Annotated in this window: 25 protein-coding genes and 1 riboswitch; of the genes, 12 read left to right on the forward strand and 13 right to left on the reverse strand. The window is 57.6% G+C overall.

Features of this window, described 5'->3' with window-relative positions; translation table 11 throughout:
* Positions 1 to 45 precede the first annotated feature (45 nt).
* Positions 46 to 861, forward strand: a complete 816-nt coding sequence (gene rlmA, locus AB6V08_RS15875) for a 23S rRNA (guanine(745)-N(1))-methyltransferase (protein ID WP_368543788.1) — start codon at positions 46 to 48, stop codon at positions 859 to 861.
* Here rlmA and mntP read toward each other — a convergent pair.
* The 5 genes from mntP to manX all read right to left on the reverse strand — a co-directional run bounded on the left by mntP (position 858) and on the right by manX (position 5,015).
* Positions 858 to 1,424 carry a manganese efflux pump MntP gene (gene mntP / locus AB6V08_RS15880; RefSeq protein ID WP_368543789.1) on the reverse strand — a complete coding sequence of 189 codons (567 nt, stop codon included), beginning with the start codon at positions 1,422 to 1,424 and terminating at the stop codon, positions 858 to 860. The genes rlmA and mntP overlap by 4 nt on opposite strands.
* 1 nt (position 1,425) lies before the next feature.
* Positions 1,426 to 1,627, reverse strand: a riboswitch (yybP-ykoY riboswitch).
* 198 nt (positions 1,628 to 1,825) lie between these two features.
* Positions 1,826 to 2,284, reverse strand: a complete 459-nt coding sequence (locus tag AB6V08_RS15885; RefSeq protein WP_368543790.1) for a DUF986 family protein — start codon at positions 2,282 to 2,284, stop codon at positions 1,826 to 1,828.
* A gap of 56 nt (positions 2,285 to 2,340) precedes the next feature.
* On the reverse strand, positions 2,341 to 3,192 hold the full coding sequence (locus AB6V08_RS15890) for a PTS mannose transporter subunit IID (protein ID WP_006810994.1): 852 nt from the start codon (positions 3,190 to 3,192) through the stop codon (positions 2,341 to 2,343).
* A gap of 12 nt (positions 3,193 to 3,204) precedes the next feature.
* On the reverse strand, positions 3,205 to 4,005 hold the full coding sequence (locus AB6V08_RS15895; RefSeq protein ID WP_368543791.1) for a PTS mannose/fructose/sorbose transporter subunit IIC: 801 nt from the start codon (positions 4,003 to 4,005) through the stop codon (positions 3,205 to 3,207).
* Positions 4,006 to 4,052: 47 nt separating this feature from the next.
* Entirely contained in the window at positions 4,053 to 5,015 is a 963-nt protein-coding gene (gene manX / locus AB6V08_RS15900; RefSeq protein WP_368543792.1) for a PTS mannose transporter subunit IIAB, read from the reverse strand.
* A 316-nt stretch (positions 5,016 to 5,331) separates the two neighbouring features.
* Between manX and AB6V08_RS23250 the strand changes: the two genes are divergently transcribed.
* Positions 5,332 to 5,490: a protein YoaL gene (locus AB6V08_RS23250; RefSeq protein WP_439649888.1), complete on the forward strand. Its 159-nt coding sequence runs from the start codon at positions 5,332 to 5,334 to the stop codon at positions 5,488 to 5,490.
* Positions 5,478 to 7,037 (forward strand): CNNM family cation transport protein YoaE, encoded by a 1,560-nt coding sequence (gene yoaE / locus AB6V08_RS15905; RefSeq protein ID WP_368543793.1) that lies wholly within the window; start codon positions 5,478 to 5,480, stop codon positions 7,035 to 7,037. Before AB6V08_RS23250 ends, yoaE begins: the two co-directional genes overlap by 13 nt.
* A gap of 6 nt (positions 7,038 to 7,043) precedes the next feature.
* Here yoaE and AB6V08_RS15910 read toward each other — a convergent pair whose 3' ends face one another.
* From AB6V08_RS15910 to pabB, 4 genes are all read right to left on the reverse strand, one after another.
* Positions 7,044 to 8,642, reverse strand: a complete 1,599-nt coding sequence (locus tag AB6V08_RS15910) for an EAL domain-containing protein (RefSeq protein ID WP_368543794.1) — start codon at positions 8,640 to 8,642, stop codon at positions 7,044 to 7,046.
* Positions 8,643 to 8,774: 132 nt separating this feature from the next.
* Positions 8,775 to 10,139, reverse strand: a complete 1,365-nt coding sequence (gene sdaA, locus AB6V08_RS15915) for an L-serine ammonia-lyase (protein WP_368543795.1) — start codon at positions 10,137 to 10,139, stop codon at positions 8,775 to 8,777.
* A gap of 184 nt (positions 10,140 to 10,323) precedes the next feature.
* Complete coding sequence (locus AB6V08_RS15920) at positions 10,324 to 10,902, reverse strand: CoA pyrophosphatase (RefSeq protein WP_368543796.1); 579 nt, start codon at positions 10,900 to 10,902, stop codon at positions 10,324 to 10,326.
* Between the two features lie 3 nt (positions 10,903 to 10,905).
* Positions 10,906 to 12,234 carry an aminodeoxychorismate synthase component 1 gene (pabB, locus tag AB6V08_RS15925; RefSeq protein WP_368543797.1) on the reverse strand — a complete coding sequence of 443 codons (1,329 nt, stop codon included), beginning with the start codon at positions 12,232 to 12,234 and terminating at the stop codon, positions 10,906 to 10,908.
* A gap of 61 nt (positions 12,235 to 12,295) precedes the next feature.
* Here pabB and AB6V08_RS15930 point away from each other — a divergent pair, with 61 nt between their 5' ends.
* Entirely contained in the window at positions 12,296 to 12,478 is a 183-nt protein-coding gene (locus AB6V08_RS15930; RefSeq protein ID WP_368543798.1) for a YoaH family protein, read from the forward strand.
* Positions 12,479 to 12,480: 2 nt separating this feature from the next.
* Here AB6V08_RS15930 and AB6V08_RS15935 read toward each other — a convergent pair whose 3' ends face one another.
* Positions 12,481 to 12,825: a RidA family protein gene (locus AB6V08_RS15935; protein WP_023312193.1), complete on the reverse strand. Its 345-nt coding sequence runs from the start codon at positions 12,823 to 12,825 to the stop codon at positions 12,481 to 12,483.
* A 132-nt stretch (positions 12,826 to 12,957) separates the two neighbouring features.
* On the opposite strand from AB6V08_RS15935, the gene AB6V08_RS15940 reads away from it, so the two are divergent.
* The 5 genes from AB6V08_RS15940 (at position 12,958) to rnd (ending at position 19,337) form a co-directional block, all read left to right on the forward strand.
* A complete protein-coding gene (locus tag AB6V08_RS15940) occupies positions 12,958 to 14,868 on the forward strand; it encodes an ATP-dependent DNA helicase (protein WP_368543799.1) in 1,911 nt (636 codons plus the stop codon).
* Positions 14,869 to 14,934: 66 nt separating this feature from the next.
* The gene (gene tsaB, locus AB6V08_RS15945) at positions 14,935 to 15,630 is read left to right on the forward strand and encodes a tRNA (adenosine(37)-N6)-threonylcarbamoyltransferase complex dimerization subunit type 1 TsaB (protein ID WP_368543800.1); all 696 of its coding nucleotides are present in this window, start codon (positions 14,935 to 14,937) and stop codon (positions 15,628 to 15,630) included.
* A gap of 37 nt (positions 15,631 to 15,667) precedes the next feature.
* A complete protein-coding gene (locus AB6V08_RS15950) occupies positions 15,668 to 16,249 on the forward strand; it encodes a Slp/YeaY family lipoprotein (RefSeq protein ID WP_368543801.1) in 582 nt (193 codons plus the stop codon).
* Between the two features lie 203 nt (positions 16,250 to 16,452).
* On the forward strand, positions 16,453 to 18,138 hold the full coding sequence (gene fadD, locus AB6V08_RS15955) for a long-chain-fatty-acid--CoA ligase FadD (RefSeq protein WP_368543802.1): 1,686 nt from the start codon (positions 16,453 to 16,455) through the stop codon (positions 18,136 to 18,138).
* A gap of 71 nt (positions 18,139 to 18,209) precedes the next feature.
* A complete protein-coding gene (gene rnd, locus AB6V08_RS15960) occupies positions 18,210 to 19,337 on the forward strand; it encodes a ribonuclease D (RefSeq protein ID WP_368543824.1) in 1,128 nt (375 codons plus the stop codon).
* Positions 19,338 to 19,421: 84 nt separating this feature from the next.
* Here the strand turns inward: rnd and minE are convergent, their stop codons facing one another.
* The 3 genes from minE to minC are packed head-to-tail and all read right to left on the reverse strand — an operon-like array spanning position 19,422 to position 21,235.
* Positions 19,422 to 19,688 carry a cell division topological specificity factor MinE gene (gene minE / locus AB6V08_RS15965; RefSeq protein WP_003859937.1) on the reverse strand — a complete coding sequence of 89 codons (267 nt, stop codon included), beginning with the start codon at positions 19,686 to 19,688 and terminating at the stop codon, positions 19,422 to 19,424.
* Positions 19,689 to 19,691: 3 nt separating this feature from the next.
* Positions 19,692 to 20,504: a septum site-determining protein MinD gene (gene minD, locus AB6V08_RS15970; protein ID WP_234674499.1), complete on the reverse strand. Its 813-nt coding sequence runs from the start codon at positions 20,502 to 20,504 to the stop codon at positions 19,692 to 19,694.
* A gap of 23 nt (positions 20,505 to 20,527) precedes the next feature.
* Positions 20,528 to 21,235, reverse strand: coding sequence for a septum site-determining protein MinC (gene minC, locus AB6V08_RS15975; protein WP_368543803.1), 708 nt, complete (start codon positions 21,233 to 21,235; stop codon positions 20,528 to 20,530).
* Positions 21,236 to 21,359: 124 nt separating this feature from the next.
* Here minC and AB6V08_RS15980 point away from each other — a divergent pair, with 124 nt between their 5' ends.
* From AB6V08_RS15980 to AB6V08_RS15990, 3 genes are all read left to right on the forward strand, one after another.
* Entirely contained in the window at positions 21,360 to 21,635 is a 276-nt protein-coding gene (locus tag AB6V08_RS15980) for a YcgL domain-containing protein (RefSeq protein WP_368543804.1), read from the forward strand.
* 47 nt (positions 21,636 to 21,682) lie between these two features.
* Positions 21,683 to 22,342, forward strand: a complete 660-nt coding sequence (locus AB6V08_RS15985; protein ID WP_368543805.1) for a fumarylacetoacetate hydrolase family protein — start codon at positions 21,683 to 21,685, stop codon at positions 22,340 to 22,342.
* A 93-nt stretch (positions 22,343 to 22,435) separates the two neighbouring features.
* Positions 22,436 to 22,876 carry a YcgN family cysteine cluster protein gene (locus AB6V08_RS15990; protein WP_368543806.1) on the forward strand — a complete coding sequence of 147 codons (441 nt, stop codon included), beginning with the start codon at positions 22,436 to 22,438 and terminating at the stop codon, positions 22,874 to 22,876.
* The last annotated feature ends 6 nt before the right edge of the window (positions 22,877 to 22,882 follow it).

Raw genomic sequence — 22,882 nt, forward strand, 5'->3', positions numbered from 1 at the left:
GAATAGCGGTACACTTTCGCCCTTTATGATTGCCCCGGAGCGTCCATGTCCTTCAGTTGTCCACTTTGCCACGCGCGGTTGTCGCGTTCTGATAAAAGCTTTACCTGTCCGCAGGGACATCAGTTTGATATGGCGAAAGAGGGGTATGTGAATCTTCTCCCGGTGCAGCACAAGCGCTCCCGGGATCCGGGCGACAGCGCGGAGATGATGCAGGCGCGCCGCGCGTTTCTGGACGCCGGTCATTACCAGCCCCTGCGGGACAAGGTGGCACAGATACTGGCGGAAAGCCTGACGGCAAACCCGACGGCAATGCTGGATATCGGCTGCGGTGAGGGTTACTACACGGCGACGTTTGCAGAGGTGGTGCGCGCGAAAGGTGCTGAAACCTTTGGGCTGGATGTCTCTAAAGTGGCGATCCGGGCGGCGGCAAAACGCTATTCTGCCGTGACGTTCTGCGTGGCATCCAGCCACCGTCTGCCGTTTGACGACGCCAGCATGGACGCGATTGTCCGCATTTATGCCCCGTGCAAGGCCGAAGAGCTGGCGCGCGTGGTGAAGCCTGGCGGTTGGGTTGTGACCGTCACGCCGGGACCGCGGCATCTGATGGAGCTGAAAGGGCTGATTTACGACGAGGTGCGCCTGCACGCTCCGCACTCGGAGCAACTGCCGGGCTTTAGCCTGGAGCAGGAGCATGCGGTTGCGTACGAGATGAACCTGAAAGGGGACGAAGCGGTCGCGCTGCTGCAAATGACGCCATTCGCCTGGCGCGCAAAGCCTGAAGTGTGGGAAACGTTAGCGGAGCAGGAGATGTTTCGCTGCCAGACGGATTTCAGCATCCACTGCTGGCAGCGCGAGGTTTAGCCGGCGAAGTGTGCCCACAGGATTTGGGCACCAATGCCAATCAGCACGATACCCCCTAAGATCTCGGCGCGTTTGCCCAGCAGCGGGCCGATAAAACGACCGACCATCATACCCAGCGTGGACATGATCAGCGTGGCGCAGCCGATGGCCAGCGCAGTGGCGATGATATTGACCTGAAGGAAGGCTAAACCTACCCCAACCGCCATGGCGTCGAGGCTGGTTGCGATAGCTGTGGTGACCAGCAGCCAGAAGCCGTGGCGGTGCTGCGGCTCTTCGTCTTCGTCGCCGTTGCCGCGAAAACCTTCGATGACCATTCGACCGCCGAGGAAAACCAGCAGCACAAACGCGATCCAGTGGTTCCACTCCAGAACGAACTGGCTTGCCAGCATGCCAAGGCCCCAGCCAAGCAGCGGGGTCAGCGTTTCAATGGCGCCAAATATTAAGCCCGTGCGGAGTGCTTCTGAGAATTTTGGTTTGTGCAGCGTGGCGCCTTTACCTATAGATGCTGCGAATGCATCCATCGACATGCCGAAGGCGAGAAGAATTGTTGCTGAGATATTCATAAGAGCGTCCAGACCGGGAAATATCCATATGACACATCACTGCCCCCAGTAAACAGCAGTTAATGTATCTATGGTCTCGCCTGAACATTTCGTACACAGCCAGCGTGCAGAAACGATCCGTACGTGCCACGTTTTTCAACGAGTATGTTGACACGTACATTTCCTGGCAGACAGGAAATCGGCTACTCCCCAACGACGGGCGCAACCTTAACATATTTTTAGAATATAAAACAACAATGCGCGGGTATTATTTCCCGATCGTTGTTGATAACGATTTTCATTTAGATTTAAGCGTAAACTTAACGTTAATAAATATAAGTATATTGCCGCGTTTAATATAGCTAAGGCTATATTGATTGCGCGAAATTAACGCAATATATAGCCACTGCTATAAATTCAACTCATTGAGTTTTAACGAGTAATTTGTATATTCTTTCCAGGTCGTCAATATTCTTAACGCGGATGAGCAGGCGGCGTTGTTCTAATTGCATCACCAGCACCCCATCCTCAGATAAATTCATCTCTTTAATACGGTTATATTCTATCCACACATTAGAAAAGAAGAATCCCTGACTTTTAAAGATTATCTTCGGCGCGCGCACCCAGAACAAATAGACCGCCATTAATACCAGTGCACATAATAACCATGTGGTTAATAAAGCACCGTGGCTCATGACGTTGTTGTAAATCAGAATGAGCAGTAAACCGGCAAAGATAACGGCATCAATACGATTACGGCGCAGAAGAGGGATGGTGAGCAGTGTTTCACCGTGGCGACGGGGCATGATGAACTCATCATAAATGGCGTAAGCGAGAAGGGCGGCTATAAACAGAACCAGTACGATGTCCGTGGCAATCATTCATCCTCCAGATAAAAAAACCGGGGGCAGAAGCCCCCGGCATGACACGCAATGTCTTACAGACCCAGCAGGCCGACAGCGTAGCCCGCGATACCGATGACGAAGAAGCCAACGATAATCCACAGCGGGTTAACTTTCTTACGCAGCAGCCACATACAGGCGAAGGTCAACAGCAGCGGCACCAGGCCCGGCATCAGCTGGTCCAGGATGGTCTGCACGGTGGTGACGCGAGTTTGGCCATCCTGACCGGTGATGGTCGATACCACCAGCGGGATGTTCACGTGCGTCCACTTGTTTACCAGGGCCCCCATCACAAACAGGCCGAGAATTGACGCCCCCTCGGTCAGTTTTTGCAGGAAGCCGCCGCCCATGTCCTTAACGATGTCCACGCCTTTACGGTAGCCGTATGCCACGCCGTAGTAACGGGTCAGCAGACGCACGGCGTTGAACAGGATGAAGAACAGCAGCGGGCCCAGCAGGCTGCCGCTCATCGCGATACCCGCGCCGAGTGCCGCGAAGACCGGACGAACGGTACCCCAGAAGATTGGGTCGCCCACGCCTGCCAGCGGCCCCATCAGACCCACTTTGATACCGTTAATGGCACCATCGTCGATCTCTGCGCCGTTAGCGCGCTGCTCTTCCATCGCCAGGGTTACGCCCAGAACCGGGGCTGCAACGTAGGGATGGGTGTTGAAGAATTCCAGGTGACGCTTAATCGCCTGACGACGTGCTTCGTTGTTTTCCGGATACAGACGTTTGATCGCCGGCACCATCGAGAAGCAGAAGCCCAGCGCCTGCATACGTTCGAAGTTCCATGAACCCTGGAACAGGTTTGAACGAATGAACACGCCACGAATATCACCCGGAGTGAGTTTTTTCTCAGTGGTAGTTTTTGTCATATCAACCATTTCGCTCACCTGCTAGTCCAGTTCGTTATCGAGATCGTTATTCGCTGCTGCCTGTACCGGGCCGCCCGCAGTGCGGTTATATTTCGGGCTGAGCTGGATGTACAGGATAGCCATGACCGCACCAATCACACCCAGCGCAACCAGGTTGAAGTTGGTGAAGGCAGCGGTAACGAAGCCAAGGTAGAAGAATGGCATCAGGTAGCCTGCGCGCATCATGTTGATAACCATCGCATAACCTACCACCACGATCATGCCACCGGCGATGTTCAGACCGCTGGTCACGACTTCAGGGATGGCGTTCAGCAGACCCTGAACTTCGCTGGTACCGACAGAGATAGCCACGATGACCGCCGGGATAGCGATACGCATGGCCTGCAGGAACAGGGAGGAAACGTGGATCCAGGACAGCGCCGTCAGGTTGCCGTTTTCCGCCGCCTTATCTGCCGCGTGCTGGAACGCAACGGTGATAGTACGCACGATGATGGTCAGAACCTGACCTGCGGCCGCCAGCGGGATGGCCAGGGCGATACCTGCACCGATGCTTTGGTGACCGGCGATAACCAGAACGGTAGAAATAATGGATGCCAGCGCGGCGTCAGGCGCAACCGCCGCACCGATGTTCATCCAGCCGAGGGCGATCATTTCCAGCGTACCACCGATGATGATACCGGTTTTCATATCACCGAGAACGGCACCAATCAGCGTACAGGCCACCAGCGGGCGGTGGAACTGAAATTCATCAAGTACGGATTCCATACCCGCAATACACGCGACGATGAACACCAGCACAATCTGAAGAGTGGTAATCTCCATTGTACTTCTCCTATTACATAAACATTATGTGAAAAACCGGCGCGGGCTTATTTCCCTACTTTGCCGATCAAATCCATCATTTTCAGTTTCTGGTCTGTGGAAACCTTACGGGCTTCCAGCTCAATACCGCGCGCATTCAGCTTGTTGAATGCCTCGATATCTTTCGCATCGACTGAAATCGCGTTGTTCACCTGGGTTTTACCCTGACGGAAAGCCATACCACCAATGTTAACGGAGGTGATTTTCACGCCGCCTTCAACAATGCGCTCGACGTCTGTCGGGTTAGTAAACAGGAGCATCACGCGTTCACCGGCATATTTCGGGTTGTTGTAAACGCGGATCATCTTGGCGACATCCACCACGTGCGCGGTTACGCCCGGCGGTGCAACCTGGGTCAGAAGGGTGCTGCGAACGGTATCAGCGGCAACTTCGTCGCTGACCACGATAATGCGCTGAACGTTGGTTTCTTTGGTCCAGCGTGTGGCAACCTGTCCGTGGATCAGACGGTCATCGATACGCGCCAGGCCAATGACCATGTAATCGTTCGGGCCCATTGGCTTCGCTGGCGCCGCGGCTTTTGGTGCGGCAGCAGCAGGGGCGGCTTTTACCACCGGCTGCGCTTTCAGCGCTTTCACGCCTTCGCGACCGGTTTCAACAGCCAGAGCCACCAGCTCATCAAAACTTGGGTTATCGTCACGCGCCATGAAGGTTTCCACCAGCATGGGGATATTCACCCCGGCGACGACTTCGTAATGTTCTTTATCGACGACAATGCGGCTTGCAGCGTTGAACGGGCTGCCGCCCCATGTATCGACGAGAAATAACACGCCTTTGCTGGTATCCAGCTTCTCAAGCTGAGCGTTGTATTTCACAATCAGCGTTTCGGCGTTTTCACCGGGAACGAAATCGATCCAGCCGACGTTTTCCTGCTCGCCCAACAGCATTTCTGCCGTTTTGAGTAACTGTTCTGCAGCCCAACCATGTGTGCCTATGACAATAGCAATGGTCACTTGCTACCTCCTTTTATTATCATTTATACGTCTGCCAGGCAGTCGTACTGAGAATCGTATTTGGCTAACCGAATCGATTCAGATAAGGGTTCGAGTTAAATTAACTAAGACTTCCGCGATTTATTTTAGATAGTGAAAAAATAATTTATGTGATGAAGATCCGTAATTTAGCCACGCATTACAGATTTTTCTGTACGGTAATGCACTTGTGTTACAGATGTTTGCAAAGGAAAGTAAATCTTTGCCAAAATCTCATTGCCTCTGATATGTTTAGCCTCCGTTTAACCGATCAGGAGTATAGGGCCTAGCCCACCGTATGGACCGTCACCGACGTCAGTCACCTTTCAGGCCATCTCGAGCCTCATTCACCGGCGATTCTCGCCACGCATCGATTCTGTCTACTATTGATTTGCCCACTTTGTCTGGGGCACCGTTTCGTCATTCCTTTAGCAGGAGCTTGTCATGGAATTCTTAATGGACCCGTCAATCTGGGTGGGATTACTCACGCTGGTGGTGCTGGAGATCGTTCTCGGCATCGACAACCTGGTGTTTATCGCCATTCTTGCGGACAAACTGCCGCCGAAGCAGCGTGATAAAGCGCGTCTGATCGGCCTGTCGCTGGCGCTGATTATGCGACTGGCGCTGCTGTCCGTGATCTCGTGGATGGTCACGCTCACCAAACCGCTGTTCTCCGTGATGGATTACACCTTCTCCGGCCGTGACCTGATCATGCTGGTGGGGGGGATATTCTTGCTCTTCAAGGCGACAACCGAGCTGCATGAACGGCTCGAAAACCGCCAGCACGATGACGGGCACGGGAAAGGCTATGCCAGCTTCTGGGTCGTTGTCCTGCAAATCGTGGTGCTTGATGCGGTCTTCTCGCTGGATGCGGTAATTACCGCGGTCGGCATGGTGAACCACCTGCCGGTGATGATGGCTGCCGTTGTGATTGCGATGGCGGTAATGCTGCTGGCGTCTAAGCCACTGACGCGTTTCGTCAACCAGCACCCGACGGTCGTTGTACTCTGTCTGAGCTTCCTGCTGATGATCGGCCTGAGCCTGGTCGCAGAAGGGTTTGGCTTCCATATTCCGAAAGGTTACCTGTACGCGGCGATCGGCTTCTCGATTCTTATCGAGCTGTTTAACCAGATTGCGCGTCGTAACTTTATTAAGCAGCAGTCGACCCAACCGCTGCGCGCCCGTACCGCCGACGCCATTTTGCGTCTGATGGGCGGTCGCCGTCAGGTTAACGTTCAGCCGGATTCGGAAAACCGTAGCCACGTGCCGGTGCCGGAAGGGGCATTTGTTGAAGAAGAACGCTATATGATCAACGGCGTGCTTTCGCTGGCCTCCCGCTCCCTGCGCGGCATCATGACGCCGCGCGGCGAAATCAGCTGGGTGGATGCCAATCTGAGCGTAGCGGAAATTCGCCAGCAGCTGCTCTCTTCTCCGCACAGCCTGTTCCCGGTCTGCCGCGGCGAGCTGGACGAGATTGTCGGCGTTGTGCGTGCGAAAGAGATGCTGGTCGCGCTGGAAGAGGGCGGTAACGTCGAAGCCATCGCCGCAGCCTCGCCTGCGATTGTGGTGCCGGAAACGCTGGATCCTATCAACCTGCTGGGCGTGCTGCGTCGTGCCCGCGGCAGCTTCGTGATCGTGACCAACGAGTTTGGCGTGGTGCAGGGGCTGGTTACGCCGCTGGACGTGCTGGAAGCCATCGCCGGTGAATTCCCGGACGCGGACGAAACGCCGGAAATCGTTGCCGACGGCGACGGCTGGCTGGTCAAAGGGGCGACCGACCTTCACGCGCTGTCCCACACGCTGGGCGTGGAAAACGTCGTTAACGACGAAGAAGACATTGCCACCGTGGCGGGTCTGGTTATCTCCGTTAACGGTCAAATTCCGCGCGTGGGCGACGTGATTGAACTGCCGCCGCTGCACATTACGATCGTTGAAGCCAACGACTATCGCGTTGATTTGGTGCGTATTGTTAAAGAGCAATCCGCGCACGATGAAGAAGAATAACGCGCTCTAGCGTAACGGCATCAGGGGCACGATGTGCCCGTTATGATGCGCTGGCGGAGGGCTACTCTCCGCCAGCCACTTCGGAAACTCCCGCAGCGGCATCGGCCGCGCATAGAAAAATCCCTGCAGGATATGCACCCCGTGGCGCCGCAAATACCGCGCCTGCTCCTCGGTTTCTACCCCTTCCGCCACCAGCTCGATGTTCAGCCGCTGCCCCAGCGCGATAATGATATCCGTCACCGTTGAGTTCACCGCGTCGGTGCCGATAGCCGTCGTGAATGACTTATCGATTTTCAGCACATCCGGATGCAGCTTTTCCAGCCACGAGAGCGAGCTGTTGCCGGTGCCGAAATCGTCGATAGCCAGCTTGACCCCTTTACGGTGCAGCTCCCGCACGATGCGGTAGTCCACGTCGGTCAGCACGTCGCGCTCGGTCAGCTCGACAATCAACTGCTGAACCGGGTGAGCGCTGAACCAGCCCCGGTTGAGATCCTGCAAAAGCGTGGCGCGGCGGAAATGGCTGGCCGCCACGTTGATGCCGATATGAAAGCCGGGCGACGCGGGGAAATAGCCGATCTGGCGCACCGTTTCAGCAATCACGTAGCGGGTGAGCGGCACGATCAGGTTGTGCTCCTCGGCGAGCGGGATAAACACTTCCGGGGAGATCCAGCCCTGACGCGGATTATTCCAGCGCAGTAAAATTTCTACCCCCACGCAGTCCTGCGTGCGGGCATTTACCAGCGGCTGGCAGAACAGCTCAAACTCCCGCGCCGCCAGCCCCATGTTGATTTCCCAGGTGAAGCTCATGCGCCGGGCGGTGGCAAGCCACGCGACGTACCCCAGCAGCAGGCTTAGCATCAGCGCCAGCGGGAGCTGGGTCGGCAGATGTTTCAGCGCCAGGCTGCCCGGCCCCGGGCCGCTCACCGTGACGCTAAAGGGGAAGCGCGCCGAGGTTTTACTCAGCAGCGCGTCGCCCTCGCCGGCGTTCGCGGTATCGGTCACCTTCTGCCCGTAGCGCAGGGAACGATCGCCCACCGTCAGCACCACGTCGGTGATCAGCGGGCGCTGCGGCTCGAGCATCATTTGGGTAATCAGGTCGATATTCACGATCTCCATCACCCCGTCTTCACCGCCTGGCGATATGGGATACCACTGGATAAGGATCGGGCTGCCCTTAAGCAGCATATGGTCGGTGGACAAAAACAGCTGCGGCTCGCTGGCGGGCAGGCGGGGCTGAACCTGGCGCACCAGCACGTCCCGGCTGCCGAAAATACTTGAGCAGTACAGCACGCCGTCTTTGACCAGGGCTATAGCGCGGATGGTTTGCAAAATGGCGGCCTGCTTTCGCAGCTCAAGATGCGCCTGCGCGCAGGGCTGGCCCACCAGCGACACCAGCGCTTCGCGACGGGTTTCGAGGGAAAGCATTACCTTATCAAGGGAGTGCACCGTGTGGCGGGTAAAGCTGAGGATCTGTTCCTGATTTAAATTACGCTGTGAAATAAAGCGAATGCCCAGCGTGAGGATGAGCGTAAGAAGCGCGACCGTGACACAGACGATAACGCGTTTTCGGCGGTAGTTTTTTATGATCGTCTGCGCAGTTTGCATGAACAATCGCCTGATACGCCACCAGCACCCAAAGCCGGAAGCAACAGAGAAAGTGTAGTGGGGAAATGGAACCGCGACGAGAGGGCAGAAATAAATTCGCCCATCCGCTGCGGATGGGCGAGGAGGAGAGCGTTAGTCGCACTGCACCTTGATGGCAAGGCCGCCGCGCGAGGTTTCGCGGTACTTGGCGTTCATGTCTTTACCGGTTTCGTACATGGTTTCGATAACCTTATCCAGCGAAACGCGCGGCTCGCTGGTGCGGCGCATCGCCATACGAGAGGCGTTGATCGCCTTAACGGAGGCAATCGCGTTACGCTCGATGCACGGCACCTGAACCTGACCGGCAACCGGGTCGCAGGTCAGACCGAGGTTGTGCTCCATGCCGATTTCCGCCGCCACGCATACCTGCTCCGGGCTCGCGCCCAGCAGCTCGGCCAGACCCGCCGCCGCCATAGAACAGGCCACGCCCACTTCGCCCTGGCAGCCAACTTCCGCGCCGGAGATAGACGCGTTCATTTTGTACAGCGCGCCAATCGCGCCCGCCGCGAGGAAATAGCGGATATAGATATCCGGCGTCACGGGCTCAATGAAGTGGTCGTAATAGGCCAGCACCGCAGGGACGATCCCGCACGCGCCGTTGGTTGGCGCAGTCACCACGCGACCGCCCGCGGCGTTTTCTTCGTTCACGGCCAGGGCAAACATGTTCACCCAGTCCACTACGTTCATCGGATCGTTGGAGAACTTATCGGTCGTCACCAGCATACGGCGCAGGGCAGAGGCGCGGCGCGGCACGCGCAGCGGGCCAGGCAGCACGCCTTCGGTGTTCATACCACGATCGATACAGGCGCGCATGGCCTGCCACACGTTGGCAAAATAGTCTTCGATCTCTTTTTTGCTGTGCAGCGCCAGCTCGTTCTGCATCACCATGCCGGAAAGCGACAGGCCAGTCTCTTTGCAGTACCCCAGCATTTCGGCCGCGGATTTGAACGGATACGGCACGGACACATCGCCCACGCTGTCTTTGCCGAAATGCTCTTCGTCAACGATAAAGCCGCCGCCGATGGAGTAGTAGGTTTTGCGGTAAATCTCGTTATCGCCGCTAAAGGCGTGGATGGTCATGCCGTTTTCGTGCAGGGACAGGTTGTCGCTGCGAAAACGCATCCCGTCATCCTGCGGGAAATCCACTTCGTGCTTGCCGTTAGCCAGCAGCAGGCGACCGCGGGTTTCAACGTCGCGGATAAATGCCGGAATGGCATCAATATCAACAGTGTCCGGCATGTTGCCTGCCAGACCCATAATAATGGCGATATCGGTGTGGTGGCCTTTACCCGTTAAGGACAGGGAGCCGTAGACGTCCACGGCAACACGGGTAACGCTTTCCAGTAATCCTTTTTCGACCAGATCATCGACGAACTGTTTACCGGCCTTCATTGGGCCTACAGTGTGGGAAGAAGACGGGCCAATTCCCACTTTGAACATGTCGAATATACTAATCACTTTCACACTCCTGACAGGGTTACCGGGGTTCCAGTAACGATGTTATAACTGCGCATAGTGTAAGAGGGAACACCGACCTCGGCTTAACTATTCACATGAATTAAACTAATGCTTAACACCTGTTTTGCTAATAGCGCGACAGGGATCGCAAATCGGGTCGATGCGGGTCAAATGTAAAGTATAGTCAAGGCTTCAGGCCGATTTGCAGCGCCAGCTCACGAATGATCCCCGCCGTCATGCCCCAGACAAAATAATGCTGATACCAGGAAAGCCACACCCGATGATCGTGCCCGCGACGATGAATATCCAGCGGGTGATAGCGGCCCAGACGCAGGGCTTCTTCCAGCGGCATTTCAAACACCGCAGAGACCTCATCCACGCTGGCATGGTATTGCAGGTTGGGGGGAATAATGCCGACCACCGGCGTCACCTGAAAACCGGTCACGCTGTCTACCGGCGGCAGTACGCCGATAACCTCCACCGCGTCGGGCGGGATCGCCACTTCCTCCTGGGCTTCCCGCAGGGCGGCGGCGATTAAGGAGGCGTCGGTACTGTCTACCGCGCCGCCGGGGAAGGCCACCTGTCCGGCGTGCTTGCGCAGATTCGCCGAGCGCTGGGTCAGCAGCAGGCCCGGCTGTTCGCGGCGCACCACCGGGATCAGCACCGCCGCCTGGCGCTGGTTCAGCGTTTCCCGGTTCACCTGCGGACGTAAAAGCTGAAAGCGCGACAGGAAATCATCCAGCGTGAGGTTGTCTTTCTCCACCCGTTATTTCTCCAGTTGTTTCAGGATCCGGTTAACTTTATCAAAGGTTTCCTGATATTCCGCATCGACCTGGCTGTCGGCAACAATGCCGCCGCCCGCCGAGCAGTAGATATTTCCCCCGCAGGCGGTCAGGGTGCGGATGGTAATGCTGGTATCCATGGTGCCGCACAGGCTCAGGTAGCCGATGCTGCCGCACCAGGCGTTGCGACGGTGCGGCTCAAGCTCGTCGATAATCGCCATCGCCCGCACCTTGGGGGCGCCGGTGATGGAGCCGCCCGGAAACGCGGCGCGCAGCAGATCGCAGGCGGTACGCGCCGCCGGAAGGCGGGCGGTAATGGTGCTCACCAGATGATGCACCGCCGGGAAGGGCTCCACCACGAACAGCTCGGGAACGCGCACGCTGCTCGGCTCGGCAACGCGGCCAATGTCGTTACGCATCAGATCGACAATCATCAGATTCTCCGCCCGGTCTTTCGGCGACGCGGCGAGCGTTTCGGCCTGCCGGCGGTCGGCCTGCGGATCCGCCAGCCGCGGCAGGGTGCCTTTGATCGGGCGCGTCTGAATCGTCCCCTCGGCCAGATGGATAAACCGCTCCGGCGACAGGCTCAGGATCGCGCCGTGCTCAAGGCGCACGAAGGCGCTGAACGGCGCGCGGTTGCTGGCGTTGAGGCGGGTAAACGCCTGCCACTCGTCGCCCCGATACGTCGCCTGAAAACGCTGGGCGAGGTTCACCTGATAGCAGTCGCCGCTCTGCAAATAGGCCTGAACGCGGGCGAATTTATCCGCGTACTCCTGCGCGCTCATGTTCGAGCGCCACGCAGAGGTCAGGCTGAAATCAGGCGCGGCGGCGGGCGCCTGCACCTCGAGCCACGCCAGGCGCGCATGAGCATCGCGATGGCTGAGCAGAGACACCGTTTGTTTATGGTGATCCACAATCAGCGCCCAGTCGTACAGCCCCACGGCCATGTCCGGCAGCGGGATATCGTCCTGGGCGATGTCAGGCAGCTTTTCAAAGCGACGCCCCAGATCGTAGCCAAACACGCCGAGCGCGCCACCCTGGAACGGCAGATCGGGATTCGGCGTCGCGGTGAGACCCAGCGCATCGACCGCCTGCTGAAGCCGCGCCAGCGGATCGTCCGCTGCCGACAGGCCGTCGGTGGTTATCGTCTGCACCGGGTCGGCAACCAGAATATCAAAGCGGCTGTAGGGATGATCCGCGTGACCGGAGTGCAAAAGCATCGCAAAAGGCAGGTGGCTCAGACGGGCAAACCAGAACTCGGCGGCGTCAGAGCGCCAGGGTAAGGTAATAACAGTGGGGGAGCGCATGTTCATGTGTGGCATACTACCGGGCAGCGTGAAATAATTAGCGCGAATAATTTAGCAGGAGTTGACGATGTTTGCAGGTTTACCTTCTCTGAGCCACGACCAGCAGCAGAAAGCGGTTGAGCGAATTCAGGAGCTGATGTCCCAGGGCATGAGCAGCGGCCAGGCAATCGCCCAGGTTGCCGATGAACTGCGCGCCACCCATACCGGCGAGCGGATCGTGGCGCGTTTTGAAGATGAAGACGAAGAGTAGCCTTAGACGGCTGCGATAATCTTAATCTCAACCTTATATTCTGGCTTCATCAGCGTGGCCTGTACGGTACAGCGTACAGGCGCGTGACCCGCCACGACCCACGCGTCCCAGGCTTTGTTCATCGCCGCAAAATCTTCTTTATTGGCCAGGAAAATGGTCGCATCCAGAATCCTGGATTTATCGCTGCCCTGTTTTTCCAGCACCGCGTCAATCTGTGCCAGGGTGTTAGCGGTCTGCTCGAAGGCATCCGCGTCCAGGTTTGCAGGCACGCCGGTGTAGTAGAGCGTCTGGTTATGGATGACCACATCTGACCAGCGGGCTTCGGCATCAATGCGCACGATTGTCATAAACGTTTCCTCGTTATTTTTCGTTTCAGGCGGCAAGACTGCCATATTGTTCTTCCCTCGTCACTATTTGGGGTGGCACTGGCGAGGGCGGACTGACATAATCCCTGTGCAAAAATACAGTGAGAGAGCACCGTGGCAGACGATTTTTCCTTAGAGGGTCAGTTAGCGCAGGCAATCCCCGGCTTTAAGCCGCGTGAGCCGCAGCGCAATATGGCGCACGCCGTTGCGCGCGCTATCGAAAACGCGCAGCCGCTGGTGGTTGAGGCGGGCACCGGTACGGGCAAAACCTACGCGTATCTCGCCCCTGCGCTGCGGGCAAAAAAGAAAGTGATCGTCTCTACGGGCTCGAAAGCGCTGCAGGACCAGCTCTACAGCCGCGACCTGCCGACGGTGGCGAAGGCGCTGAAGTACAAAGGCCGCCTGGCGCTGCTGAAAGGGCGCTCGAACTATCTCTGCCTGGAACGGCTTGAGCAGCAGGCGCTGGCCGGGGGCGATCTCCCGGTGCAAACCCTGAGCGACGTGATCGTGCTGCGCGCCTGGGCCAATCAGACCGAAGACGGTGATATCAGCACCTGCGCGAGCGTGGCGGAAGATTCCCAGGCCTGGCCGCTGGTCACCAGCACCAACGACAACTGCCTCGGCAGCGACTGCCCGCTGTATAAAGACTGCTTTGTGGTGAAGGCGCGTAAAACCGCGATGGAGGCCGATGTTGTGGTGGTAAACCACCATCTGTTCCTCGCTGATATGGTGGTAAAAGACAGCGGCTTTGGCGAGCTGATTCCCGAAGCCGACGTGATGATCTTCGATGAAGCGCACCAGCTGCCGGATATCGCCAGCCAGTATTTCGGCCAGTCGATCTCCAGCCGCCAGCTGCTGGACTTAGCCAAAGATTTCACCATCGCCTACCGCACGGAGTTAAAAGACACCCAGCAGCTGCAAAAATGCGCCGACCGCCTGGCGCAAAGCGCGCAGGACTTCCGCCTGCAGCTTGGGGAGCCGGGCTATCGCGGCAACCTGCGGGAGCTGCTGGCGGATAAAAACATCCAGCGGGCGCTGCTGCTGCTCGATGACGCCCTGGAGCTGTGCTACGACGTGGCAAAACTGTCCCTCGGGCGTTCCGCGCTGCTGGATGCCGCCTTTGAGCGCGCGGCGGTCTATCGCGGGCGTCTCAAGCGGCTCAAAGAGATCAACCAGCCGGGGTTCAGCTACTGGTACGAATGCACCTCGCGACACTTCACGCTGGCGCTGACGCCGCTGAGCGTGGCGGATAAGTTCAAAGAGGTGATGGCAGAGAAGCCGGGAAGCTGGATCTTCACCTCGGCGACCCTGTCGGTGAACGACGATCTGCACCACTTTACCGAGCGCCTGGGCATCGAGCATGCCGAGTCCCTGCTGCTGCCGAGCCCGTTTGACTACCAAAAGCAGGCGCTGCTCTGCGTTCCGCGCAACCTGCCGCTGCCCAACCAGCCCGGCGCGGCGCGGCATCTGGCGGCGATGCTGAAGCCGATGATCGAGGCCAACAACGGCCGCTGCTTTATGCTCTGCACCTCCCACGCCATGATGCGCGACCTGGCCGAGCAGTTCCGCGCCACCATGACGCTTCCCGTCCTGCTTCAGGGGGAAACCAGCAAGGGGCAGCTTTTGCAGCAGTTCGTCAGCGCCGGCAACGCGCTGCTGGTGGCGACAAGCAGCTTCTGGGAAGGGGTGGACGTGCGCGGAGATGCGCTGTCGCTGGTGATCATCGACAAGCTGCCGTTTACCTCTCCGGACGACCCCCTGCTCAAGGCGCGAATGGAAGACTGCCGTCTGCGCGGCGGCGATCCCTTTGACGAAGTGCAGCTTCCCGACGCGGTGATTACGCTCAAGCAGGGGGTAGGGCGACTCATTCGCGACGTGGACGACCGGGGCGTGCTGGTGATTTGCGACAACCGTCTGGTGATGCGTCCTTACGGCGCGACCTTCCTCGCGAGCTTGCCTCCGGCGCCGCGCACCCGGGATATTAAACGCGCGGTTCGCTTCCTCGCGAACCCAACGGCGGAGTAATTTTCCCCGGAGTGTGCTAAGATGCGCGCCATTTTGTGACTGACCACTGCGAGAGCGCGACGACTCATGCGAATTCTGGCTATCGATACCGCCACAGAGGCCTGCTCAGCAGCCCTGTGGAACGACGGTGCTATGTGTGCTCATTTCGAAGAGTGCCCACGGGAACACACCCAACGAATTCTGCCCCTGGTAAAAGAGATCCTCACCCGGGGCAATACCGCCTTAACCGACCTTGATGCGCTGGCCTATGGCCGCGGCCCGGGCAGCTTTACGGGCGTGCGTATCGGAATCGGCATCGCGCAGGGACTGGCCCTTGGCGCCGAACTGCCGATGATCGGCGTTTCTACCCTCGCGACAATGGCCCAGGGCGCATGGCGCAAAACCGGCGCAACCCGCGTGCTGGCGGCTATCGACGCGCGCATGGGCGAAGTCTACTGGGCGGAATATACCCGCGACGAGCAGGGCGTCTGGCACGGGGAAGAGACCGAAGCCGTGCTCAAACCGGAAGCGGTCACCGAACGTCTGAAAAATCTGTCAGGGGAATGGGCAACCGTCGGCACCGGCTGGCCTGCCTGGCCGGAAATGGCGAAGGATACCGGGATTACGCTCGTTGACGGCGAGATCCTGCTGCCCGCCGCAGAAGACATGCTGCCGCTTGCCTGCCAGCTGTTCGCCGCCGGAAAAACCGTTGCAGTTGAACAGGCTGAGCCAGTTTATTTGCGAAACACCGTCGCGTGGAAGAAACTTCCGGGCCGCGAGTGAATCTCAGTAACAGGAACTGAGAAAAAGGAGTCGCACCATGGCGGTTCAAACGAAGGTAGTACGCCTTTTACTGGCGGGGGCTGTTGCTGTAGCACTGAGCGGGTGCGTTACCGTTCCTGATGCGATTAAGGGATCGAGCCCAACGCCTCAGCAGGATCTGGTGCGCGTGATGAATGCGCCTGAGCTGTACGTCGGCCAGGAAGCGCGTTTTGGCGGCAAAGTGGTTGAGGTGGTTAACCAGCAGGGCAAAACCCGTCTGGAAATCGCCACCGTGACGCTGGACGACGGCGCGCGTCCGATGCTGGGTGAAGCGTCGCGCGGACGTATCTATGCCGACGTCAGCGGCTTCCTTGACCCGGTCGATTTCCGCGGTCAGCTGGTCACGGTGGTCGGCCCGATCACCGGCACGGCGCAGGGCAAAATCGGCAACACGCCGTATAAATTCATGACCATGCAGGTGAACGGATACAAGCGCTGGCACCTTGCGCAGCAGGTTATTATGCCGCCGCAGCCTATCGATCCGTGGATGTGGGGTCCGCATCCTTACCGCTATGGCTACCCCGGCTGGGGCTGGTACAACCCGGGTCCCGCGCAGGTTCAAACCATCGTAACAGAATAAGTTACTGTTATTAGTAGGAAAGAGACAGCGGCCCAGCCGCTGTCTCTGTTTTTTTACGGACAAAGCAGAAAAAAAGAGTGACGCGCTTCGCAACCTTAAATCCGAACAATTAATAAACTGGTACGCTGAGTTAATATAATGTTAACAAACTGTTTATTATCGGGGCTGTGATGACGACGAATACTCATTTCAGAGGTGATGCATTGAAGAAGGTTTGGCTTAACCGTTATCCCGCAGATGTGCCTGCGGAGATCAATCCTGACCGTTATCAATCCCTGGTGGAATTATTTGAGCACTCGGTGCGGCGCTACGCTGACCAGCCCGCGTTTGTGAACATGGGCGAAGTCATGACCTTCCGCAAGCTGGAGGAGCGCAGCCGGGCATTTGCGGCCTATCTCCAGGAAGGCCTGGGGCTGCAGAAGGGCGACCGCGTCGCGCTGATGATGCCAAACCTGCTGCAATACCCGGTGGCGCTGTTTGGGATCCTGAGAGCGGGAATGATTGTCGTCAACGTTAACCCGCTCTACACCCCGCGCGAGCTGGAGCACCAGCTGAACGACAGCGGTGCCGCGGCGATTGTGATTGTCTCGAACTTTGCCCACACGCTGGAAAAAGTCGTCGACAGAACCCAGGTTAAACACGTCATCCTGACGCGCATGGGCGATCAGCTCTCCACCGCGAAAGGGACGCTGGTTAACTTCGTGGTGAAATACGTCAAGCGCCTGGTGCCGAAATACCATCTGCCGGACGCCATCTCCTTCCGCCGCGCGCTTCATGCGGGCTACCGGATGCAGTACGTTAAGCCGAAAGTGGTGGCAGAGGATCTCGCGTTCCTGCAGTACACCGGCGGAACCACGGGCGTGGCGAAGGGGGCAATGCTGACCCACCGCAACATGCTCGCGAACCTTGAGCAGGTGAATGCGACCTACGGGCCGCTGCTGCATCCGGGCAAAGAGCTGGTGATCACCGCGCTGCCGCTGTATCACATCTTCGCCCTGACCATGAACTGCCTGCTGTTCATCGAGCTGGGCGGGCAGAACGTGCTGATCACCAACCCGCGCGATATTCCGGGGCTGGTCAAAGAGCTGGCGAAATACCCGTTCACCGCCATGACCGGGGTAAATACCCTGTTCAACGCGCTGCTGAACAACAAAGAGTTCCAGCAGCTTGATTTCTCCACGCTGCATCTCTCTGCGGGCGGCGGTATGCCGGTGCAGCAGGCGGTGGCGGAGCGCTGGGTGAAGCTGACCGGGCAATATCTGCTGGAGGGCTACGGCCTGACGGAGTGCGCGCCGCTGGTGAGCGTCAACCCGCACGATATCGACTATCACAGCGGCAGCATCGGCCTGCCGGTGCCGTCGACGGAAGCCAGGCTGGTGGACGACGACGACAACGAAGTGCCGCCGGGCGAGCCGGGCGAGCTGTGCGTGAAAGGCCCGCAGGTGATGCTCGGCTACTGGCAGCGCCCGGACGCTACCGATGAAATCATCAAAGACGGCTGGCTGCATACCGGGGATATCGCCGTGATGGACGACGAAGGTTTCCTGCGCATCGTCGACCGCAAAAAAGACATGATCCTGGTGTCCGGCTTCAACGTCTATCCTAACGAGATTGAAGACGTGGTGATGCAGCACAACGGCGTGCAGGAAGTGGCGGCGGTTGGCGTGCCTTCCGGCAGCAGCGGCGAGGCGGTGAAGATTTTTGTCGTCAAAAAAGATTCCTCCCTGACCGAAGAAGAGCTGATAACCTTCTGTCGTCGCCAGCTGACCGGGTACAAGGTGCCGAAGCTGGTGGAGTTCCGCGACGAGCTGCCGAAATCCAACGTCGGGAAGATATTACGACGAGAATTACGTGACGAAGCCCGTGCCAAAGTAGACAATAAGGCATAAGCTTCATGCTAATCGCCCTGACGCCGGTTTAGCCGGCGTTTTTTATGGGCGCAAACAAAAGAGAAACCGTTTTGAATTACCAGATGATCACCACCAACGACGAGCTGGCTTCGCTGTGCGAGGTTACGCGCGACTTTCCTGCCATCGCCCTGGATACCGAGTTTGTCCGCACCCGGACGTACTACCCGCAGCTAGGTCTGATCCAGATGTACGACGGAAAACATGTATCGCTGATCGACCCGCTCGGCATCACCGACTGGTCGCCAATGCGCGAGCTGCTGCTCGACACCCGCGTCACCAAGTACCTGCACGCGGGCAGTGAAGATCTGGAAGTGTTTCTTAACACCTTTGGCATCATGCCGCAGCCGCTGATTGATACTCAGATCCTGGCGGCGTTCAGCAATCGTCCGCTCTCCTGGGGCTTTGCGGCGATGGTGGAGGAGTACACCGGCATCGCGCTGGATAAGAGCGAATCCCGCACCGACTGGCTGGCGCGTCCGCTGACCGAACGTCAGCTGGAATACGCGGCGGCGGACGTGTTCTATCTGCTGCCGATTGCCGGGAAGCTGATGCAGGAAGCCGAGGCGTCCGGCTGGCTGTCTGCGGCGCTCGACGAATGCCGCATGACGCAGCAGCGTCGTCAGGAGATCCTCGACCCGAAAGACGCCTGGCGCGAAATCAGCAACGCCTGGCAGCTGCGCACCCGTCAGCTGGCCTGCTTACAGCTGCTGGCCGACTGGCGCCTGCGTAAAGCCCGCGAGCGCGACCTGGCGGTTAACTTTGTGGTACGCGAAGAGCACCTGTGGGCCGTGGCGCGCTATATGCCGGGCAGCATGGGCGAGCTGGACAGCATCGGCCTGTCCGGCAGCGAGATCCGCTTCCACGGTAAAACGCTGCTGGCGCTGGTGGAAAAAGCCCAGCAAACGCCGGATGAGGCGCTGCCTGAGCCGCTGCTGAACCTGATGGACATGCCGGGTTACCGCAAGGCGTTTAAAGATATCAAAGCGCTGGTGCAGGACGTGGCGGCAGAAAGCAAGCTCGGGGCTGAACTGCTGGCGTCGCGTCGCCAGATTAATCAGCTGCTGAACTGGCACTGGAAGCTGAAGCCGCAGAATGGACTGCCGGAAATGGTGGCGGGCTGGCGCGGAGAATTGATGGCCGATCGCCTGAATAAGCTGCTGGAAGGGTATCCACGCTAAAGCATTGTCCCCCCGGTAAGCGTAGCGCCACCGGGGGGATTGCCGGGCGGCGCGATGCTTGTCCGGCCTAAAACTACAAACGGATTAACGCGACTCTTCCGCTTCTGGCAGCGTCACGTTCAGCTCCAGAATCGAAATATCCCCGTCTTTTTGCTCCAACTGCACGGTGACCATCTCCGGGTCAATCTGCACGTACTTACAGATCACTTCCAGGATGTCCTTACGCAGCTGCGGCAGGTAGTGAGGCTCGGCGTCGCTACGACGACGCTCCGCGACGATGATTTGCAGGCGTTCTTTTGCGATGTTGGCGGTGCTTTTTTTCCGCGAGAGAAAAAAGTCCAGTAATGCCATAACTTATCCTCCGAACAGGCGTTTGAGGAAACCTTTCTTCTCTTCTTCAATGAAGCGGAAAGGACGTTCTTCTCCCAGCAGACGATCAACGGTATCGGCGTAAGCTTTACCTGCATCTGCCGTTGCATCCAGGATAACCGGCTCGCCCTGGTTTGATGCGCGCAACACGGACTGATCTTCCGGGATAACGCCAACCAGTTTGATGCGCAGGATCTCCAGTACGTCTTCCATGCTTAGCATGTCACCTTTATTCACGCGACCCGGGTTGTAGCGGGTCAGCAGCAGGTGCTCTTTGATCGGTTCTTCGCCATTTTCCGCGCGGCGGGATTTGGAGGCGAGGATACCGAGAATTCGGTCAGAGTCACGCACGGACGAAACTTCAGGGTTGGTGGTGATGATCGCTTCATCGGCGAAGTAGAGCGCCATCAGCGCGCCGGTTTCGATACCGGCAGGGGAGTCGCAGACCACGAAGTCGAACTCCATTTTCTTCAGATCGTCGAGCACCTTTTCCACGCCTTCGCGGGTCAGGGCGTCTTTATCACGCGTCTGGGAAGCCGGGAGAATGTAGAGGTTCTCAGTGCGCTTGTCTTTAATCAGCGCCTGGTTAAGCGTGGCATCGCCCTGAATGACGTTCACGAAGTCATACACCACACGACGCTCACAGCCCATGATCAGGTCCAGGTTACGCAGGCCGATATCGAAATCGATAACGACGGTTTTCTTTCCCTTCTGGGCCAAACCAGTAGCGATGGCCGCGCTGGAGGTGGTCTTGCCAACGCCTCCTTTACCCGAAGTAACAACAATAATGCGTGCCATAGAAATTCCTTGTTAAAAAGGGATCAATTCAACGGTTGAACGGTCAACGCGTCGTCTGCCAGTCGCAGACGAGCCGCTTTGCCATAAAATTCGGCTGGGATTTTATCGCTCAGCCAATATTCACCTGCGATGGAAACCAGTTCCGCCGTCAGGTGACTACAAAATATTTGTGCTTCCCGATCGCCACTTGCGCCCGCGAGTGCGCGTCCACGCATCATACCGTAAACGTGAATATTGCCGTCTGCAATGAGTTCAGCGCCAGCGCTGACGTGGCTTGTAACAATCAGATCACAGTTTGGTGCATAAATTCGCTGACCGGAACGAACCGGCACATCAATCAATCGCGTTTTTGTGACGGGGGTAACGTTTTGCACCGGAGGAGGGGGCGCGACGGCGGCAACGGGTGCCGGACGCGGGGCTTTTTCTTTACCTTCCGTTAAGATCGGCAGACCGGCGCGGTCAATTTCGGCCTTAAGCTCAGCGTCTTTACAGCCACTGATGCCGACAATGCGCAGCCCGGTAGATGTCACCGCCTGCTGGAGAAGTTTCCAGTTCACCGGGGCATCAAGACCTGCAACGTTGACCACGACGGGGGCGTGCTTCAGAAAAGCGGGAGCCTGCGCGATTTTGTCTTCTAACGCCTGACGAATAACCTCGGGTTTTGCATCATGCAAATGAACCACTGATAAGGTGAAGCTACTGCCTTTAAGCTCGATGGGCGTGTTTGACATCCTGGCCTTACTCAATTTGCTATTAACCACAACGCGGTCGTTGCGATATTCCGAAGAGTACCAGGCATGTTATAGTCAGGAGTATATTGAGGCAAGCAACCACCCATTATTTCAGAGTAAAAACATGTTTTGTGTGATCTATAGAAGTACAAGCCGCGACCAGACCTACCTTTATGTCGAAAAGAAAGACGATTTTTCCCGCTTGCCTGAAGAATTAATGAAAAGCTTCGGTCGTCCACAGCTGGCGATGCTGCTGCCGCTGGACGGGCGTAAGAAACTGGTGAATGCCGATCTCGAAAAAGTTAAATCAGCATTATCTGAACAAGGCTATTATTTACAGCTTCCGCCACCACCCGAGAATTTATTAAAACAGCATCTTGAGGGTAACGGAGCGAAATAACCCCGGGTGCGCTCGGGAACAACACATCAACCGTTCAGGGGTCGTAAATGTATCAACATCATAACTGGCAAGGTGCATTACTGGATTATCCCGTCAGCAAAGTTGTCTGCGTGGGCAGCAATTATGCAAAGCATATTCAGGAGATGGGCAGCGCCACGCCAGAAGAGCCGGTTCTGTTTATTAAACCCGAGACAGCCCTTTGCGATATCCGCCAGCCGCTGGCGCTGCCGCAGGGTCTCGGCTCCGTTCATCACGAAGTAGAGCTTGCCGTGCTGATTGGCGCCACCCTGCGCCAGGCCTCTGAAGAGCACGTGCAAAAAGCCATTGCCGGATACGGCGTGGCGCTGGATCTCACCCTGCGTGACGTGCAGGGCAAAATGAAAAAAGCCGGGCAGCCGTGGGAAAAAGCGAAAGGCTTTGATAATTCCTGTCCGATTTCGGGCTTTATCCCGGTGAGCGAGTTTTCCGGAAATCCGCAGGACACGCAGCTTGCCCTGAAGGTTAACGGCGAGATCCGCCAGCAGGGCAGCACCGCCGACATGATCCACAAGATCCTGCCGCTGATTGCCTACATGAGCCGCTTCTTTACCCTCAAGCCGGGTGACGTGATCCTCACCGGCACGCCGGAAGGCGTTGGCCCCCTTAACAGCGGCGACGAGCTGGACGTCAGCTTTGACGGCCAGTCGCTGAAAACCCGCGTGCTGTAAAAGCATCTTGCCGCCTGCGAAAGGCGGCAAAACTTGCATCAACGTGCCAGACTCGTTATAAGGTGCGCTTTCTTTTGACGTGTGGACATCCTGATGAACGAAATCCCTTTCTGGCAAAGCAAGACGCTCGATGAAATGACCGACGTAGAGTGGGAGTCGTTGTGCGACGGTTGCGGGCAGTGCTGCCTGCACAAGCTGATGGATGAAGACACGGACGAAATCTATTTCACCAACGTGGCCTGCAAACAGCTGAACATTAAAACCTGCCAGTGCCGCAACTACGAGCGCCGCTTCGAGTTTGAGCCGGACTGCATCAAATTAACCCGCGATAATTTGCCGACCTTTGAATGGCTGCCGCACACCTGCGCCTATCGCCTGCTGGCGGAAGGGAAAGGGCTGCCGGAGTGGCATCCGCTGCTGACCGGCTCCAAAGCGGCGATGCACGGCGAGCGCATCTCCGTGCGCCACATCGCGGTGAAAGAGTCCGAGGTGCGGGACTGGGAAGATCACATCATGAATCACCCTAACCGCTGACAGTAA

It is taken from the genome of Enterobacter soli (genome assembly GCF_964208575.1).
In the GTDB taxonomy this organism is placed as follows: domain Bacteria; phylum Pseudomonadota; class Gammaproteobacteria; order Enterobacterales; family Enterobacteriaceae; genus Enterobacter; species Enterobacter soli_A.

Coding starts and splice junctions, on each gene's coding strand:
- rlmA (WP_368543788.1), top strand. CDS start 46: ATGTCCTTCAGTTGTCCACTTTGCCACGCGCGGTTGTCGCGTTCTGAT.
- mntP (WP_368543789.1), bottom strand. CDS start 1,424: ATGAATATCTCAGCAACAATTCTTCTCGCCTTCGGCATGTCGATGGAT.
- AB6V08_RS15885 (WP_368543790.1), bottom strand. CDS start 2,284: ATGATTGCCACGGACATCGTACTGGTTCTGTTTATAGCCGCCCTTCTC.
- AB6V08_RS15890 (WP_006810994.1), bottom strand. CDS start 3,192: ATGGTTGATATGACAAAAACTACCACTGAGAAAAAACTCACTCCGGGT.
- AB6V08_RS15895 (WP_368543791.1), bottom strand. CDS start 4,005: ATGGAGATTACCACTCTTCAGATTGTGCTGGTGTTCATCGTCGCGTGT.
- AB6V08_RS23250 (WP_439649888.1), top strand. CDS start 5,332: ATGGACCGTCACCGACGTCAGTCACCTTTCAGGCCATCTCGAGCCTCA.
- yoaE (WP_368543793.1), top strand. CDS start 5,478: ATGGAATTCTTAATGGACCCGTCAATCTGGGTGGGATTACTCACGCTG.
- AB6V08_RS15910 (WP_368543794.1), bottom strand. CDS start 8,642: ATGCAAACTGCGCAGACGATCATAAAAAACTACCGCCGAAAACGCGTT.
- pabB (WP_368543797.1), bottom strand. CDS start 12,234: ATGAACATGCGCTCCCCCACTGTTATTACCTTACCCTGGCGCTCTGAC.
- AB6V08_RS15930 (WP_368543798.1), top strand. CDS start 12,296: ATGTTTGCAGGTTTACCTTCTCTGAGCCACGACCAGCAGCAGAAAGCG.
- AB6V08_RS15935 (WP_023312193.1), bottom strand. CDS start 12,825: ATGACAATCGTGCGCATTGATGCCGAAGCCCGCTGGTCAGATGTGGTC.
- tsaB (WP_368543800.1), top strand. CDS start 14,935: ATGCGAATTCTGGCTATCGATACCGCCACAGAGGCCTGCTCAGCAGCC.
- AB6V08_RS15950 (WP_368543801.1), top strand. CDS start 15,668: ATGGCGGTTCAAACGAAGGTAGTACGCCTTTTACTGGCGGGGGCTGTT.
- minE (WP_003859937.1), bottom strand. CDS start 19,688: ATGGCATTACTGGACTTTTTTCTCTCGCGGAAAAAAAGCACCGCCAAC.
- minD (WP_234674499.1), bottom strand. CDS start 20,504: ATGGCACGCATTATTGTTGTTACTTCGGGTAAAGGAGGCGTTGGCAAG.
- minC (WP_368543803.1), bottom strand. CDS start 21,235: ATGTCAAACACGCCCATCGAGCTTAAAGGCAGTAGCTTCACCTTATCA.
- AB6V08_RS15980 (WP_368543804.1), top strand. CDS start 21,360: ATGTTTTGTGTGATCTATAGAAGTACAAGCCGCGACCAGACCTACCTT.
- AB6V08_RS15985 (WP_368543805.1), top strand. CDS start 21,683: ATGTATCAACATCATAACTGGCAAGGTGCATTACTGGATTATCCCGTC.
- AB6V08_RS15990 (WP_368543806.1), top strand. CDS start 22,436: ATGAACGAAATCCCTTTCTGGCAAAGCAAGACGCTCGATGAAATGACC.